Genomic DNA, 13,871 nt, shown 5'->3' with positions numbered 1-13,871 from the left:
ATGACTGTTAAAGAAGCAAAAATAGAATATAACAAATTACTTAAAAGGTATAACAAAGCTATTATTTATTTTGATAGGGAAGATATTCCATATCATGAAAAAGAAAATCAAATAGTTAATTTTAAAAATATATTAAAAGGATTAAATTATTATTTAGGGAAAATAGGTCCACATACAAGCAAAGAAACAATGGGAGGTTTTAATGTTGGATAAAGAAATGATGTTAGAAGTAGTAGACATTGTTAGAAGCATACAAGACCATCAAAGAGGATTTAAAAAGATGATAGGTAAATGGCTAAATAGATTAAATTACATTTACTATAAATGGATTAATTAGGAGGAGGAAATATGCCAATAAGAGTAGCTTCAACACAAAAAGATAATGAAGTATTCTATGTCACTGAACAACTTAAAAGTACTATTAAAATTTTAAAGGAATATTCAAAAGATGATCCAGATTGGGAAGTAGATATAGGTGCTATAAAATATGCTATTAAGGAGCTGGAAAATCATGACAAAAGAATATAAAGAAATAGTTGATAAAGCAGTAAAGATATATTTCAGCAATAATATTAGTGCTAAAGAAGCAATAGAAAGAGCTAAGAGTATATGGAGGACAAAATCATGAAGGTAGGCAAGAGGTATGAAGTAATACAAGCAGGAAGAAAAGGCTATAAAAATAAATTAATAGGAACTGTAGTAGAGGAATATCCAAGTTTTTATAGTTTTCAAACGAAAAATTATAGGACAAACATAAATAAAGTTGATTTAATTTGTGGTGATTATAATGCTAAACCTATATAAAAGGGAGAGTGTAAATATGATAAAGCATATGAAATATTTGCTAGATGGAACTTTGATGAAGAGATACATTATAAATAATATTTTAAGGAGTGAATAAATTGGGAATCCATAGAGGAGATACGTTTGAAGAATATATAAACTATTCTAATATAGTTTATATAAGAAGAGGAAAAGCACTTATACAAAAGATAGCTACACCAGTAAAGGTACTTAAAAGACAAGGGCGTAAAATAGTAAACGGATATTTTGAACAGAAAAGCACACTTGATTTTATAGGAGTTTATAAAAGCATTCCTGTAGCTTTTGATGCAAAAGAAACAAAACAAAACAGATTTCCTTTAAAAAACATCCACCAACATCAAATAGAATTCATGGAGAGTTGGAATTTAAATGGAGGACGAGCTTTTATATTAGTATCATTTAAAAGTAAAGATAAGGTCTTTAGATTAGAATTTGATGATTTAATTTTTCACTGGGCAGCGTGGGAAGAAAATAAAGGAAAGAGAGGTTTTGCAAGTATTCCATACAGTTTTTTTGAAGATGATTGTCAAGAAATAGTTTCAAGAAATGGAATATTATTAGACTATTTGGAAGGAATATAGAAGACTAAGGAGGGCTTTGCATGTTAGAATATGAGCTTTTAACAGTAGTACAAGCAATACCCTACTCAACATTTAAAGAAAGAATCAGATTTACTAAAAATAATTTGAAATATGTAGATAGAATAAGTTTTGATAAGAATTTTATTTACATAGAAAAGACAATAAAAAATTAAGGAGGAAAAGTAATGAAAAATGATATAAATTTAGAAAAGTTTGCAGGTGGAGCATTAGCAGAGAAATTCAATGTAGGATTAAAAGAGGTATTAGAAAATATAGCAGATCCTAACACGGACCCAGTCAAAAAAAGAAAAATGACAGTAGAGTTAGAATTTAAAAGTGATGAAGATAGGGAGCTAAGCATGGTAAATATAATTGTCAAAACTAAATTAGTTCCTAAAATTGGAGTGGCAACAAAAATAATCATTGATAAAGATGGTAAAGGGGGTATAGTAGCAAGTGAATATCAAAATCAGGTAAAAGGTCAGAGGTACATGAGGGTAAATGAAGAAACAGGTGAGATATTAAAAGACGATGAAGCAGTAGATATAGAAGGAATTAAAATAATAAAATAATAAAAATATGGAGGTAGTTAAAATGATAGAAAGAAAAGCTTTAGAATACTTAGTAGGGTTAGGATTAGATAAGGAATTATTAATAGAAACAGAAAAAGGACTATTTACAACACAAGATTTAAAAAGAGTTAGAGAGCCAGAAGTACAAGCATTAAGAGTATCAAATTTAACTAGTATTATAGATTATATTAAGAAAAATATAGATGAAATAGGAGTAAAGCTATTAATTCAAGTTAGAAGTCCAGAGCAGGTAAATGTATTAAGTCCATTAAATAGAGATGGAGAAAGAGATGAATTTATCATAGCAAAAGCAATATTACCGGATAACATTAGATATGACCAATTTTTAGACACTGAAAGATTTAATATTATGATGCAGAGTAGTTTTGATGATAAAGGGGACAAACCTTTAATACTTAAATTTACTGGGTTAATAAGAGATGAAGCAGTAAAGCAAACTGGAGATAATGGAGTATCACAAAAGGTAACGATTAAAACAGGTGTAGCAAGTGTAGGAGAAGCAGAAGTACCTAATCCAGTTATATTAGCTCCATATAGAACATTTCCAGAAATAGAGCAACCTTCTTCAAAGTTTATATTTAGAATGCAAGAAGGTCCACGAGCAGCAATATTTGAAGCAGATGGTGGAATGTGGAGAAATCAAGCAATGCAGAGTATCAAAAAATACTTAGAAGAAAACTTAGAAGAATGTAATGGAAAAGTAGAGATCATTTCTTAATTATTAGTTTAGTTAAATAACATAATAGATTTTATCATAATTGACAATAAATCTTTTATTATAAAACATCTTAGGAGGGAAGAAATGCAAGAAATAAGATGTAAAATATGCAGTAAATTATTAGGAAGAGTACCAAAGGCAGCAGAATTTGAAATAGAAATGAAATGTCCAAGGTGTAAATCAGTAAGAATATATAATAAAGAAGCTCTAGAAGCTCAGGGATAGTTTTCCCTGGGTTTCTTTTATGTAGGAGGGGATAATGTGCAAGACTTAATTATAGAGATACAACAACTTAGAAGTACACTTAATTTAGCAGTAAACAAGTTAAAGGAAAGAGGACAAGGAAAAGCAGAAGCAGAAAAAGCATATAGAATAGCTTTAGCTACAGAAATATTAAAACATAGGGATAATAAAGTACCAGTAACGATTATAAATGATATATGTAGGGGAGATAAAGATATTGCAGAATTAAAATTTAAAAGAGATGTAGCAGAAACATTATATAAAACAGCAGAAGAAAAGATTAATGCAACTAAGTTAGAGATTAGGATTGTAGAAAACCAATTAAATGCTATAAGAAAAGGGGAGTGAGGTATATGGAGATAATTAATTCAATCAATGATCTATATAAAATGTTAGAAATATGGGAAATTAGATTACAGGCATATGAAGAAGAAAAGAAAGCTATAGAAAAGTTAGGGAAATTTGGAGGTCCTAAACCTATAGGTTCAATAGATTATTCACAACCAAGAGTAAGTGGTGGAGGTGGACAACTAGATTTTGGAGAGACTCTTTCTTTGTTACATAGAATAGAAAGTCATATTTCTATACATGAAGATAATATAAAAAATATAAAAAGTAAAATAAAATCTATTGAAGATAAAGTAAATGAATTTGAAGGTATAGATTATAAAGTAGTTTATTATAGAGATATAAAAGGAATGACTTTGCAGCAGATAGCAGATAAATTAAATTATAGTAAGAGACAAATTGAAAGAATAAGCTCTAGAAATAAGAAATGTATATAAGTTGTCGGTGACATGTCGGCAATACATATAATATTATGGTATTAAGAGAAAGACCGACGAAATACACAGGCTTTCATCATAAATTTAATATTATATATAAAAGAACACTTAAACGCCAGGAGTGTTCTTTTTATTATGCCAAAAAGGTGAGAATATGAAGATGACAGATAAGAAATTTAATAAGAGCAAATGTAAAAATTGTATATGGAAAAAGAAGCTAAATAATAAGAATTATTATTGTCCTTGGCCAAGGTGTATAAAAGAAAAGTCAAAAATAAAATAGCATGATAAAAATCTTGAATACTACCCAAGTATAATTAATAAAAACTATTATGATGTAAAAGTTGAATATGAATATCTAGTTGCAGAATTCAATATAATAGTAAAAACTCAATTAAGGAGGATCAAAATGAGAATCTGTTTACACAATTGGATATTAATAGCGAGAAATATGATAAAAGGTAAAGGTATTACCAAATATAAATGTATAAAATGCGGTAAATATAAGTATAAGAAATGGTAACCTAATAAAAATAATGTCGAATATTGCGATAATAAATTGAAGGAATATCACCTTTTCTGTAGAAATAGTAAGAAGTAAGTAGAAGAAATGAAACAGAAAGTGGTGATAAATAATATGTCTATAATTATTGAACAGTTTAAGAATCATCAAATACATGAATCTTTAAATAGTTTAGAAGAAATAATTAAAAAAGCTGAAGAAAAAAAAGATATACCTGAAGCGAATTTAGAACATATAACAAGATTGAAATTAGTAAAAGAAAGATTAGTAAATGATTTAGAAGCAGTAGATCCTTATTTTGTATCTAAAAATACTTTAGATAATATTTATAGTAATATAAATAGTGCTACGCAGAATCTTAATTCATATATTAGCAATTTAAATCAAGGACATGTAAATAACATTATAGCTAATACGAATAATATTATACATATAATGTCATTAATAAATAATATTAAGAGTCCGGATGATATTGAGAATATAAGGAACGATATAAGTAATTTTAGAAAATCCATATCTCATTTAATGAATAATATGCATAAAGATTATAATGAATATTCTGAGAAATTAAAGGATGAATATAATAAATCAGTACAAACAATAAATGAAAGAGAATCTAAACTAGAACAAATTACTGAATCAATAAGTGCTGAAAAAAGTAGAGTTAACTCAGTAATAAGTCAGTCACAGAACCAAATAAATGAATTTAATACTCAATTTAGTAAATCACAAGAGAATCGTATAGAAGAGTTTAGTAACTTAAAGGATAAATTTAAAGAAGATTTTAGTGATTTGGAGCATAATATAAATGAAGATTTTGAGCGTGTGAGTGATGAATTTAATTCAAATTTTAAAGAAATTGAAAAAAGTAATAAAGAAATATTTTTTACTTTAATTAATGAATTAAAAGATACACGAATAAAAATTGAAGAAGAATATGATTCGAAAGTTAAAGAATATTTCAAACAATTTGATGAATATAAAGATGAATTAAAAAAACTTTCAAATTCTGTTGCTATTAAAAATATGTCAGAGGGTTATGATAAATTTGCTAATAAAGAAAAAAGCTCTAGAATAATTTGGCAAATTACAACGGTGTTATCTATAATAGGATTAATAGGTTTTAGTATTAATTTTGTAAACTCTTTTAAAAATTTAAACTTACCCACAAATGAAGTTAATTGGGCATTATTTTCATCAAGAATTATAGTTGTATCTGCTATAGGTACATTAACTGCATATTGTTCTAGACAAGCTAGTAAACATTTAGAGAATGAAAGGTATAATAGACAAATGCAATTGGAGTTATCAGCAATTAAACCTTATTTAGCAATATTACCAAATGAACGAAAAGATGAAATTATGGAGGAACTAGCTTATAAATTCTTTGGTAGATATGATGTGATTTTTAGTAATGATGATAAAAGAGATGATGAAGATGAAAGCAAATATACAATGTTATTAGATCTCTTACAGAGAGCATTTAATATGAACAATAAAGTTGATTAAGGAAATATAAAAGGGAGGTAAGGTTAATGGCATTATTTGGTGAAAAGAAAACAAAGGAAGAAAAGCAGAAGGAAAAACTACAAAAGTTTATGGAGAGGTATCAGCTTGAAGATCTCGATGAAAAGGATTTAGTAGTACTTCAGAAGATAGCAGGAGATTTAGCGGGTAATGGGGCATTTAAAGCAGGTATGGCCTTAAGTTTTGCTAAGGCAGAAGAACAGGCTAAGGTTACATATCTATCTGCATTGGTTGAACAGAACTGGATGATAATAAGACAGCTAAGTAGATTAAATAAAAGCATAGAGGATTTAAATAATAAAGAATAAATTAGGGAACCTTAGGGTTCTCTTTTTATACGGAGAAATATATATGAATTATAAAGTTAAGAAGTGGAAAAGAAAAAGAAGAGTAATATTAAAGAGAGATGAGTATTTATGTAGACATTGCAAAAGATATGGCAAGACTACTGCAGCAACAATAGTACACCATGTTATGCCTGCTGAAGACTATCCCAAGTATAAGTATGTAAATGTAAATTTACTTAGTGTGTGTACTAAATGTCATAATAGTTTCCATGATAGAATTACAAATAAATTAACAGAAAAAGGAATGTTCTGGTTTAATAAAGTATCCCCCCACCTTTTAAGTTCTAAAAAATAAATATAGGGACCGAGGAGGGATAAGTTTTTCCAATAGACTGAGTAATTTTAAAAAGGGGGTGGTAGAATTGAGTAGACAGAAAGCAACAATAGAAAAACAAATAATTAAAAGAATGAAAGAGCTTGGAATATACAAATTAGAATACAAAAATACAATTGATATTTTAGTTGGAATGATGCATCAATATGAAAATTTCTTAGAACAATTTGAAGAAAGTGGATATAAAATAACGGAAGAATATACAAATAAAGCAGGTGCAACAAATGAAAGAAAAACTCCATTATTATCTGCTATAGAAAAATTAAGGATGGATATTGCGACTTATTTAAATATGTTATGTCTTAATCCTAAATCATTTCAATCTATCACACCTGATATAAAAAAGAAGTCTGGTTTAGCTAGTATATTAAGTGAGTTGGATAATGGATGAAACAACATAAAAACTATGAAGAGGTAATGAATTATGTAGAAAGTATAGTAACTAAAAAGAAAGTAGCATGTAAAGAAATAATACAAGCATGTGAAAGATTTAAAAGGGACCTGAAAAATGATAAATATGATTTTAATCCTAAAGATGCAGAGTTTGTTATTCAAATCATAGAAAAAACATTTGTGCATCAAAAGGGTGAGAATATGCAAGGGTATCCACTTAGGGGTACTCCTTTTTTATTAAGACCTTGGCAAAAATTTTTAGTATATAACTTATTAGGGTTTTTCCATAAAGGAACTATCCTAAGAAGGTTTAAAGAATCTTTTATAATGCTACCAAGAAAACAGGGTAAAACTCCATTTATGAGTGCTTTAGCTTGGGGATTGGGATTACTAGAAAGAAAATCGGGAGCTGAGATAGTTGTAGTTGGAAATTTACTCAAACAAGCCTTACAAAGTTTTAATTTTCTTCTTTATAATCTTAGAAATATGGGAGAAGATAAAAACTTTAGAATTTTAGATAACAATCAAGAGCATAGTATAAGTGGTGACCTTGGTGATGGTTATATGAGAATTGAAACTATAGCTGGAAATAGTGACAAGATGGATTCATTAAATACTCTTATACAGATATTAGATGAATTACATTTATATAAGAGTGCTAGTCAATATAATACTATAAAGGAATCAGGAAAAGCTTATAGAAATTCACTTTGTATTGGTATAACAACTGCTGGAGATAACATGAATAGTTTTTGTTATAACAGAATGGTTTATTGTCAAAAGATATTGGATCAAGTTGTAAGTGATAGTGGAGCTGAATCTATTTTTATATTTATAGCAAAAGCTGACCAAGATCCTGAAACGGGAGAGGTAGATTATACAAATCCTTTAGAGCATGAAAAAGCTAATCCAAATTATAATGTATCTATTTCAGGCCAGGAACTTTTAAATGATGCATACCAGGCGCAAAATGATCCCCAACAAAGAAAATCTTACTTAGCAAAATCCCTTAATATTTACACTAATGCTATGAAAGCATATTTTAATATAGATCAATTCAGGGCGAGTGATAAGAAATACACATGGACATTAAAAGAATTGTCAAAACTTAAAATTGATTGGTTTGGTGGGGCTGACCTTTCAAAACTTCATGACCTTACAGGAGCTGCCTTATATGGTAGGTATAAAGATGTAGATATTGTAATTACACATGCTTTTTTCCCTAGAGTCATGGCACATAAAAAAGCTGAAGAAGATAATATACCTCTTTTTGGATGGGAAGATGATGGTCTTTTAACTATGAGTAACAATCCTATCGTAAATTATTCCGATGTTATAAACTGGTTTATATTAATGAGAAGTATGGGTTTTAAAATTAAACAAGTAGGCTTTGATAGGAAGTTTGGTCAAGAGTTCTTTTTAGGTATGAAGAAAAAAGGATTTAATATAGTAGATGAACCACAATATTTTTATAACAAATCTCAAGGATTTAGGCTAATAGAACAAAAGGTTATAGCAGGTAAATTTTATTATGTACATTCAGATGCTTATGAGTATTGCGTACAAAATGTTAGGGCAATAGAAAAAACTGATGATATGATTCAATATGAAAAGGTTGAAGACACTATGAGAATAGATTTATTTGATGCAAGTGTATTTGCAGCAGTAAGAAAATTAAAAAGTATGGAAAAAGCAGGAGCAGCAAAAAAATGGTTGGAAGGAAAATAGCATGAAAAAAATAAAAGAATTTTTACTAGATAATTTAATAGAAATAATTTTACTTATTGGAATAATAAATATTTCAATAGGTTTTTTTATGTTCAATAAAGTAGCTGGTTTTATAGCGACAGGATCTTTGTTTATAGCTTTAGCGTTTTTAATGTGGCGGGGGGGTGATTAATATTGGGATTTTTATTTAAGAGTAAAAAAAATACGAGAGCAGAACCTAATAGTACTCTTCAATGGATTTTATCGCAAGATGATATAGGAGAAAAGTTAATTATTCCTGGATATACAAAATTATCAAATCATCCAGAAGTAAAAATAGCAGCAGACAAAATTGCCGATTTAATTTCCTCTATGACAATACACCTAATGAAAAATACGGAAGATGGAGATGTAAGAATTAAAAATGAATTATCTAGGAAGATCGATATTGCTCCTTATTCTTTAACTACCAGAAAAAATTGGATGCATAACATAGTAAGGACATTATTACTAGAAGGTGAAGGTAATAGTATAATTTATCCTGTAATAAAAGAAGGGTTAATAGATGATTTAATACCTCTAAAACCTAGTCAATGGGAATTCATAGAATCCAGTAGAGGTTATAAAATTAAATATGAAGATAGACTATATACTAATGATGAATTACTACATTTTGTCATTAACCCAGATGCTGAAAGACCATGGAAAGGAACAGGGTACAGATTAGCACTAAAAGATATAGTAGATAATCTTAGTCAAGCTACAGCTACCAAAAAAGCATTTATGAGTGATAAGTGGAAACCCTCAATAATAGTAAGTGTAGATGCAATGACAGAAGAACTTGCTAGTGAAGAAGGTAGAGATGAAATACTGAAAAAGTATATTTCAGAAACTGGTGGAGGTAAACCTTGGGTAATACCTGCTGACTTAGTAAAGGTTGACCAGGTAAAACCATTATCACTTAAAGACTTAGCCATAAATGAAGCGGTAGAAATTGATAAAAAAACAGTAGCATCTATATTTAAAGTTCCAGCATTTATTTTAGGAGTAGGTACATTTAATAAAGATGAGTACAATAATTTTATAAATTCAACTATACTTCCTATAGCAAAATCAATAGAGCAGGAGCTCACAAAGAAATTACTTTATAGTCCTGATTTATATTTTAAATTAAACCCACGGTCACTATATGCATATGACTTATTAGATTTAGTTACGGCTGGAACAGCTTTAGTTGATAGAAATACATTAAGAAGAAATGAATTGAGAGATTGGTTAGGTATGAGTCCAGATCCTGAAATGAACGAACTAATAGTATTAGAAAACTATGTACCAGCTGATTTATTGGGTAATCAGCAAAAGTTGAAGGGTGGTGAAAATAATGAGTAGAGAAAAACAAAGGCAAGTGAGAAATATCACAGCTGATTTAAAAGTAAGAGAAGAACAAGAAGGTGATATGTATCTAGAGGGTTATTTTATAGTGTTTAATAGAGAAACAGAATTATGGCCAGGTGCATATGAAGAAATATCACCTGATGCATGTAAAAATACTTTAAGCAATGATATTAGAGCATTAATCAATCATGATACTACTTTAGTTTTAGGAAGAAACAAATCTAATACATTGTTATTAGAAGTTGATAGTAAAGGTTTATTTGGAACAATTAAAATAAACTCTAATGATACAGATGCAGTAAATATATATCAGAGAGTAAAAAGAGGGGATGTATCAGGAAATTCATTTGGATTTAATATTTTAAATGAAGAAACTGACTATAGAGAAGATGGAACTATAAAATGGACCATTAAAGAAATAGACTTACATGAAGTCTCTATAACAACATTTCCTGCTTATGAAGATACAACTATTGAAGCTAGAAAAAAAGAAGTAGAACAACATAGTAAAAGGAAAATAGAAGTAAGAAAAAATAAATTAAAAGAGAGGTTGAATAAAATATGCTAAAACAATTAATGTTATCTAAGAAGATAGAACAGGCAAGAAAAGTTTTAAATGAATATACAGAGGAAGAAACTAAAATAAAGACAAGGAGTGAAGAATTAGAAAAATCTATAGAAGAAGCTGAAACAGAAGAAGAAATAAATGCAGTTGATGAAGAAACAGAAAAACTAGAAAAAGAAAAAGAAGAATTGCAAGAAAAGAAAAATAAACTTGAAGGTGAGATAAAAGAACTAGAAGGAGAATTAGATCAACTTAATTCTAAAGAGCCTGAAAACAAAAAAAGAAATAGAGGTGTTGATGATATGGAAATTAGAGAAGGTATAAAAAGATATGTACAAAGCAAAGGACAAGATAGAGCAGGGTTCACATCAGTAGAAGGTGGGGCTTTGATTCCAGAAGAATTATTGAAGCCAAAAGACGCACTTGAAGATGAACTTGATTTAACTAAAATTATAGGAGAGGTAACTGTTCACAGTGGTTCAGGAAAATATCCAGTTATAAAAAAATCAGGTAGCAAAATGGCATCAGTTGCAGAGTTATCAAAAAATCCAGAACTTGCTAAACCAGTAATCACAGAAGTGCCATATGACATTGAAACTTATAGAGGATATATACCTGTATCTCAAGAAGTTATTGATGATGCAGATTATGATGTAGCAGGAATGATATCAGAAGAGATATCAGACCAAGATTTAAACACTAAAAACCATGCTATAGCTACTGTACTTAAATCCGCAAATGCTAAAGCGGTGACGGGAATAGATGGATTAAAAACTCTATTTAATACAGGGATTAAGAAGGTGTACAGAACAAAAGCTATCCTCTCAGCATCTTTATTCAATGAGCTGGATTTAACAAAAGATAAGAATGGGAGATATTTGTTACAAGATGATATAAAGTCATCATCAGGTAAAAAGTTGTTTGGATATGAAGTAATAGTATTAGATGATGATGTAATAGGAATTAATGCAGGAGATTTAGTAGGTTTTATAGGAGATCCTAAGGAATTTGCTAAATTGTTTAATAGAAAGAAAACATCTGTAAAATGGGTAGATCATGAAGTGTATGGTCAATTACTCGCAGGGTTTGTAAGATTTGATGTGCAAAAAGTTGATAGTGAAGCAGGCTTTTATGTAACTTATACTCCAGAACCAGCAGTTTAATAGGAGGGATATAAAATGAAATCAAAAGTTATAAGAAGATTCTATGATAAAAGAGAAAAGAAAATTCAACCTATAGGAACTATTATAGATGTTTCAAAAGAAAGATTTGAAGAAATAAACTCTACTAAATATGGACAACTAGTTGAAGAATTTGAAGAAATACAGGACACAGAAGAAACAATTGATAATACCGACTTTCCTAAGCATACTGGTGGAGGATGGTATGAGCTTTCAAATGGTGAAAAAATCCAAGGTAAAGAAGAAGCACTAAAAGCTGAAAATGAGTTGATGTAAATGGATATAACACAAATATTAAACTTAATAAAAGCAAGGTTAGGTATCTCTACTACAGTTAGAGATACCTATTTAATTGCAATCATTGAAGCAATCATAAAAGAATTAGAAGATGAAAAAGGAATAAATTTAGATATTAATAATTCTTATCATCTAATGTTTGTAGTAGATTATTCAACCTGGAGGTATCAGTCACGAGATAGTGAAAAAGGCATGCCAAGACATCTGCAATTTAGATTGCACAACTTGATGATTCATAGTTGGGGCACTCAAAATGTATGATCATGAGGTTAAATTAATTGATGAAGAGATCATTAAAGATGAAATAGGTCAAGAAGTAGCTACCTTTATTGAAAGAACTATTCTTTGTAAGGTTAAAGATATAGGGGGTAGTGAATTCTATAATGCAAAAGTAGCAGGACTAAAACCTGAAATAAAATTAATAGTACACTCTTTTGAGTATCAAGGAGAGCAAAAAGTTGAGTTTCAAGGCAATAAATATAATGTAATTAGAACATATAAAGGTGATACAGTAGATAATAGTAGTTTATCACTATCAGGCGAAGAAATAGAGCTAACTTGTGAGAAGGTGATTGGAAGTGGTTAGAACAACACTTGAAGGACTTGGAGATGAAATAGCAAAAGCTATCAAAGAATATACTGATGATGTAAAAGAAGGAATAGAAATTGAGTTAAAAGAAGTAGCAGATACTGCAGTAAAAGAATTAAAAGCAAATAGTCCTAAAGATACAGGTGAATATGCTAAAGGTTGGAGAAAGAAAAAAGTAAAAGGTGGATATGTAATATCAAATAAAGTATATCAGCTAACACATTTACTTGAAAAAGGCCATGCAAAAAGAAATGGTGGTAGAGTGGCTCCAAGAGTTCATATAAAACCTGTGGAAGAAGCTGCAATTATAAAAACTGAACAGGGAATTGAAAAAATAATAATATCAGGAGGAAAAGGTTAATGGGAATATCAGAGCTTTACAATATATTAAAGCAAGTAAATTTACCTATAGCATATTCTAATTTTACAAATCCTCCTGAATTACCTTATATCATATATTTCGTTGAAGGTAGTGATAATTTTCTAGCTGATAATGAAGTATATTTTCCTATTAGTGACTGTATAATTGAACTATATTCCAATAAAAAAAGCATTGCAGATGAAGAAAAAATAGAAACTATATTTTATGAAAATAAAATAATTTGGCAGAAATATGAAACTTATATTAATGCAGAAAAACTGTATCAAGTAAGTTATGAAATACAAATTTGATAGGAGTGAATGAAATGGCAGGAGAGAAAAACAAAATAGTATTTGGTCTTGAAAATGTACATGTAGCTTTTTTAGATGAGACTACAGGAACATTTGAAGCACCAATTAAAATACCAGGAGCAGTAAATTTAGCATTAAATCCAGAAGGTGAAGAGTCTACTTTTTATGCTGATAATATAGCATATTTTTCTATGACAAGTAACAATGGTTATACAGGTGATTTAGAAATGGCATTGGTTCCAGATGATGTACTTGTAAAAATGTTAGGATGGGAAAAAGATTCGAATGGAATGTTAGTTGAAATAGCAGATGGAGTCCAAAAACCTTTTGCTCTTTTATATCAAGTAAAAGGAAATGTAAAAAATAAAAGATATGTATATTATAATTGTAAGTCTAGTAGACCTACAAAAGAGCATGGAACAAAAGCGGAAAATGTAGAACCAAATACCGAAACATTGACATTAAAGGTAACTCCTACAGAAATAAGTGGCAAGCTTATAACAAAAGGAGTTTTGGAATTATCTGAAACAAATCAGAGTGTATATGACAGTTTCTTTGACAGTGTAGTAGAACCAAATCAAGTGGTAGCATAGGAG

26 protein-coding genes are annotated in these 13,871 nt (G+C 29.1%); all 26 read left to right on the top strand.

What is annotated here, in order from left to right; genetic code table 11:
* The 26 genes from E0D94_RS11290 to E0D94_RS11180 all read left to right on the top strand — a co-directional run bounded on the left by E0D94_RS11290 (position 1) and on the right by E0D94_RS11180 (position 13,868).
* On the top strand, positions 1-213 hold the full coding sequence (locus E0D94_RS11290) for a hypothetical protein (RefSeq protein ID WP_130807668.1): 213 nt from the start codon (positions 1-3) through the stop codon (positions 211-213).
* Entirely contained in the window at positions 203-337 is a 135-nt protein-coding gene (locus E0D94_RS15140; protein ID WP_278044704.1) for a hypothetical protein, read from the top strand. Before E0D94_RS11290 ends, E0D94_RS15140 begins: the two co-directional genes overlap by 11 nt.
* Positions 338-348: 11 nt before the next feature.
* Positions 349-528: a hypothetical protein gene (locus tag E0D94_RS11285; protein ID WP_130807667.1), complete on the top strand. Its 180-nt coding sequence runs from the start codon at positions 349-351 to the stop codon at positions 526-528.
* A 96-nt stretch (positions 529-624) separates the two neighbouring features.
* Positions 625-804 carry a hypothetical protein gene (locus E0D94_RS11280; RefSeq protein WP_130807666.1) on the top strand — a complete coding sequence of 60 codons (180 nt, stop codon included), beginning with the start codon at positions 625-627 and terminating at the stop codon, positions 802-804.
* Positions 805-902: 98 nt separating this feature from the next.
* Entirely contained in the window at positions 903-1,406 is a 504-nt protein-coding gene (locus E0D94_RS11275) for a Holliday junction resolvase RecU (protein WP_165442954.1), read from the top strand.
* 20 nt (positions 1,407-1,426) lie between these two features.
* Positions 1,427-1,579, top strand: coding sequence for a hypothetical protein (locus tag E0D94_RS14900; RefSeq protein WP_165442953.1), 153 nt, complete (start codon positions 1,427-1,429; stop codon positions 1,577-1,579).
* 12 nt (positions 1,580-1,591) lie between these two features.
* Positions 1,592-1,978, top strand: coding sequence for a replication terminator protein (locus tag E0D94_RS11270; protein ID WP_130807664.1), 387 nt, complete (start codon positions 1,592-1,594; stop codon positions 1,976-1,978).
* Between the two features lie 22 nt (positions 1,979-2,000).
* Positions 2,001-2,717, top strand: coding sequence for a hypothetical protein (locus E0D94_RS11265; protein ID WP_130807663.1), 717 nt, complete (start codon positions 2,001-2,003; stop codon positions 2,715-2,717).
* 84 nt (positions 2,718-2,801) lie between these two features.
* On the top strand, positions 2,802-2,942 hold the full coding sequence (locus tag E0D94_RS11260; protein WP_130807662.1) for a Com family DNA-binding transcriptional regulator: 141 nt from the start codon (positions 2,802-2,804) through the stop codon (positions 2,940-2,942).
* 36 nt (positions 2,943-2,978) lie between these two features.
* Complete coding sequence (locus tag E0D94_RS11255) at positions 2,979-3,308, top strand: hypothetical protein (protein ID WP_130807661.1); 330 nt, start codon at positions 2,979-2,981, stop codon at positions 3,306-3,308.
* Positions 3,309-3,313: 5 nt separating this feature from the next.
* Positions 3,314-3,745, top strand: a complete 432-nt coding sequence (locus E0D94_RS11250) for an RNA polymerase sigma factor sigma-70 region 4 domain-containing protein (protein ID WP_130807660.1) — start codon at positions 3,314-3,316, stop codon at positions 3,743-3,745.
* A gap of 637 nt (positions 3,746-4,382) precedes the next feature.
* Positions 4,383-5,777, top strand: a complete 1,395-nt coding sequence (locus E0D94_RS11245) for a hypothetical protein (RefSeq protein WP_130807659.1) — start codon at positions 4,383-4,385, stop codon at positions 5,775-5,777.
* A 26-nt stretch (positions 5,778-5,803) separates the two neighbouring features.
* Positions 5,804-6,103: a hypothetical protein gene (locus E0D94_RS11240; RefSeq protein ID WP_130807658.1), complete on the top strand. Its 300-nt coding sequence runs from the start codon at positions 5,804-5,806 to the stop codon at positions 6,101-6,103.
* A gap of 43 nt (positions 6,104-6,146) precedes the next feature.
* Entirely contained in the window at positions 6,147-6,437 is a 291-nt protein-coding gene (locus tag E0D94_RS11235) for an HNH endonuclease (RefSeq protein WP_130807657.1), read from the top strand.
* A gap of 67 nt (positions 6,438-6,504) precedes the next feature.
* The gene (locus E0D94_RS11230) at positions 6,505-6,867 is read left to right on the top strand and encodes a P27 family phage terminase small subunit (protein ID WP_207289758.1); all 363 of its coding nucleotides are present in this window, start codon (positions 6,505-6,507) and stop codon (positions 6,865-6,867) included.
* Complete coding sequence (locus tag E0D94_RS11225) at positions 6,864-8,597, top strand: terminase large subunit (RefSeq protein WP_130807656.1); 1,734 nt, start codon at positions 6,864-6,866, stop codon at positions 8,595-8,597. The genes E0D94_RS11230 and E0D94_RS11225 overlap by 4 nt, the downstream gene beginning before the upstream one ends.
* A gap of 1 nt (position 8,598) precedes the next feature.
* Positions 8,599-8,769, top strand: coding sequence for a hypothetical protein (locus E0D94_RS14895; RefSeq protein WP_165442952.1), 171 nt, complete (start codon positions 8,599-8,601; stop codon positions 8,767-8,769).
* Positions 8,770-8,771: 2 nt separating this feature from the next.
* The gene (locus E0D94_RS11220) at positions 8,772-9,965 is read left to right on the top strand and encodes a phage portal protein (RefSeq protein ID WP_130807655.1); all 1,194 of its coding nucleotides are present in this window, start codon (positions 8,772-8,774) and stop codon (positions 9,963-9,965) included.
* Entirely contained in the window at positions 9,958-10,539 is a 582-nt protein-coding gene (locus tag E0D94_RS11215) for an HK97 family phage prohead protease (protein WP_130807654.1), read from the top strand. Before E0D94_RS11220 ends, E0D94_RS11215 begins: the two co-directional genes overlap by 8 nt.
* Positions 10,533-11,699, top strand: a complete 1,167-nt coding sequence (locus tag E0D94_RS11210) for a phage major capsid protein (protein WP_130807653.1) — start codon at positions 10,533-10,535, stop codon at positions 11,697-11,699. The genes E0D94_RS11215 and E0D94_RS11210 overlap by 7 nt, the downstream gene beginning before the upstream one ends.
* Before the next feature lie 15 nt (positions 11,700-11,714).
* Positions 11,715-11,993 (top strand): hypothetical protein, encoded by a 279-nt coding sequence (locus E0D94_RS11205; protein ID WP_130807652.1) that lies wholly within the window; start codon positions 11,715-11,717, stop codon positions 11,991-11,993.
* A complete protein-coding gene (locus E0D94_RS11200; protein ID WP_130807651.1) occupies positions 11,994-12,275 on the top strand; it encodes a hypothetical protein in 282 nt (93 codons plus the stop codon).
* The gene (locus tag E0D94_RS11195) at positions 12,268-12,600 is read left to right on the top strand and encodes a phage head closure protein (RefSeq protein WP_130807650.1); all 333 of its coding nucleotides are present in this window, start codon (positions 12,268-12,270) and stop codon (positions 12,598-12,600) included. Before E0D94_RS11200 ends, E0D94_RS11195 begins: the two co-directional genes overlap by 8 nt.
* The gene (locus tag E0D94_RS11190; protein ID WP_130807649.1) at positions 12,593-12,964 is read left to right on the top strand and encodes an HK97 gp10 family phage protein; all 372 of its coding nucleotides are present in this window, start codon (positions 12,593-12,595) and stop codon (positions 12,962-12,964) included. The genes E0D94_RS11195 and E0D94_RS11190 overlap by 8 nt, the downstream gene beginning before the upstream one ends.
* On the top strand, positions 12,964-13,275 hold the full coding sequence (locus tag E0D94_RS11185; protein WP_130807648.1) for a hypothetical protein: 312 nt from the start codon (positions 12,964-12,966) through the stop codon (positions 13,273-13,275). The genes E0D94_RS11190 and E0D94_RS11185 overlap by 1 nt, the downstream gene beginning before the upstream one ends.
* A gap of 14 nt (positions 13,276-13,289) precedes the next feature.
* Positions 13,290-13,868, top strand: coding sequence for a major tail protein (locus E0D94_RS11180; RefSeq protein ID WP_130807647.1), 579 nt, complete (start codon positions 13,290-13,292; stop codon positions 13,866-13,868).
* The last annotated feature ends 3 nt before the right edge of the window (positions 13,869-13,871 follow it).

It is taken from the genome of Senegalia massiliensis (assembly GCF_900626135.1).
GTDB lineage: Bacteria > Bacillota > Clostridia > Tissierellales > SIT17 > Anaeromonas > Anaeromonas massiliensis.
The sequence above is the reverse complement of the archived record's forward strand: the minus strand, read 5'-3'. Positions and strand labels throughout refer to the sequence as shown.

Coding starts and splice junctions, on each gene's coding strand:
- E0D94_RS11270 (WP_130807664.1), top strand. CDS start 1,592: ATGAAAAATGATATAAATTTAGAAAAGTTTGCAGGTGGAGCATTAGCA.
- E0D94_RS11210 (WP_130807653.1), top strand. CDS start 10,533: ATGCTAAAACAATTAATGTTATCTAAGAAGATAGAACAGGCAAGAAAA.
- E0D94_RS11250 (WP_130807660.1), top strand. CDS start 3,314: ATGGAGATAATTAATTCAATCAATGATCTATATAAAATGTTAGAAATA.
- E0D94_RS11280 (WP_130807666.1), top strand. CDS start 625: ATGAAGGTAGGCAAGAGGTATGAAGTAATACAAGCAGGAAGAAAAGGC.
- E0D94_RS11200 (WP_130807651.1), top strand. CDS start 11,994: ATGGATATAACACAAATATTAAACTTAATAAAAGCAAGGTTAGGTATC.
- E0D94_RS14895 (WP_165442952.1), top strand. CDS start 8,599: ATGAAAAAAATAAAAGAATTTTTACTAGATAATTTAATAGAAATAATT.
- E0D94_RS11215 (WP_130807654.1), top strand. CDS start 9,958: ATGAGTAGAGAAAAACAAAGGCAAGTGAGAAATATCACAGCTGATTTA.
- E0D94_RS11180 (WP_130807647.1), top strand. CDS start 13,290: ATGGCAGGAGAGAAAAACAAAATAGTATTTGGTCTTGAAAATGTACAT.
- E0D94_RS11185 (WP_130807648.1), top strand. CDS start 12,964: ATGGGAATATCAGAGCTTTACAATATATTAAAGCAAGTAAATTTACCT.
- E0D94_RS11225 (WP_130807656.1), top strand. CDS start 6,864: ATGAAACAACATAAAAACTATGAAGAGGTAATGAATTATGTAGAAAGT.
- E0D94_RS11205 (WP_130807652.1), top strand. CDS start 11,715: ATGAAATCAAAAGTTATAAGAAGATTCTATGATAAAAGAGAAAAGAAA.
- E0D94_RS11235 (WP_130807657.1), top strand. CDS start 6,147: ATGAATTATAAAGTTAAGAAGTGGAAAAGAAAAAGAAGAGTAATATTA.
- E0D94_RS11195 (WP_130807650.1), top strand. CDS start 12,268: ATGTATGATCATGAGGTTAAATTAATTGATGAAGAGATCATTAAAGAT.
- E0D94_RS11260 (WP_130807662.1), top strand. CDS start 2,802: ATGCAAGAAATAAGATGTAAAATATGCAGTAAATTATTAGGAAGAGTA.
- E0D94_RS11265 (WP_130807663.1), top strand. CDS start 2,001: ATGATAGAAAGAAAAGCTTTAGAATACTTAGTAGGGTTAGGATTAGAT.
- E0D94_RS15140 (WP_278044704.1), top strand. CDS start 203: ATGTTGGATAAAGAAATGATGTTAGAAGTAGTAGACATTGTTAGAAGC.
- E0D94_RS11245 (WP_130807659.1), top strand. CDS start 4,383: ATGTCTATAATTATTGAACAGTTTAAGAATCATCAAATACATGAATCT.
- E0D94_RS11285 (WP_130807667.1), top strand. CDS start 349: ATGCCAATAAGAGTAGCTTCAACACAAAAAGATAATGAAGTATTCTAT.
- E0D94_RS11290 (WP_130807668.1), top strand. CDS start 1: ATGACTGTTAAAGAAGCAAAAATAGAATATAACAAATTACTTAAAAGG.
- E0D94_RS14900 (WP_165442953.1), top strand. CDS start 1,427: ATGTTAGAATATGAGCTTTTAACAGTAGTACAAGCAATACCCTACTCA.
- E0D94_RS11240 (WP_130807658.1), top strand. CDS start 5,804: ATGGCATTATTTGGTGAAAAGAAAACAAAGGAAGAAAAGCAGAAGGAA.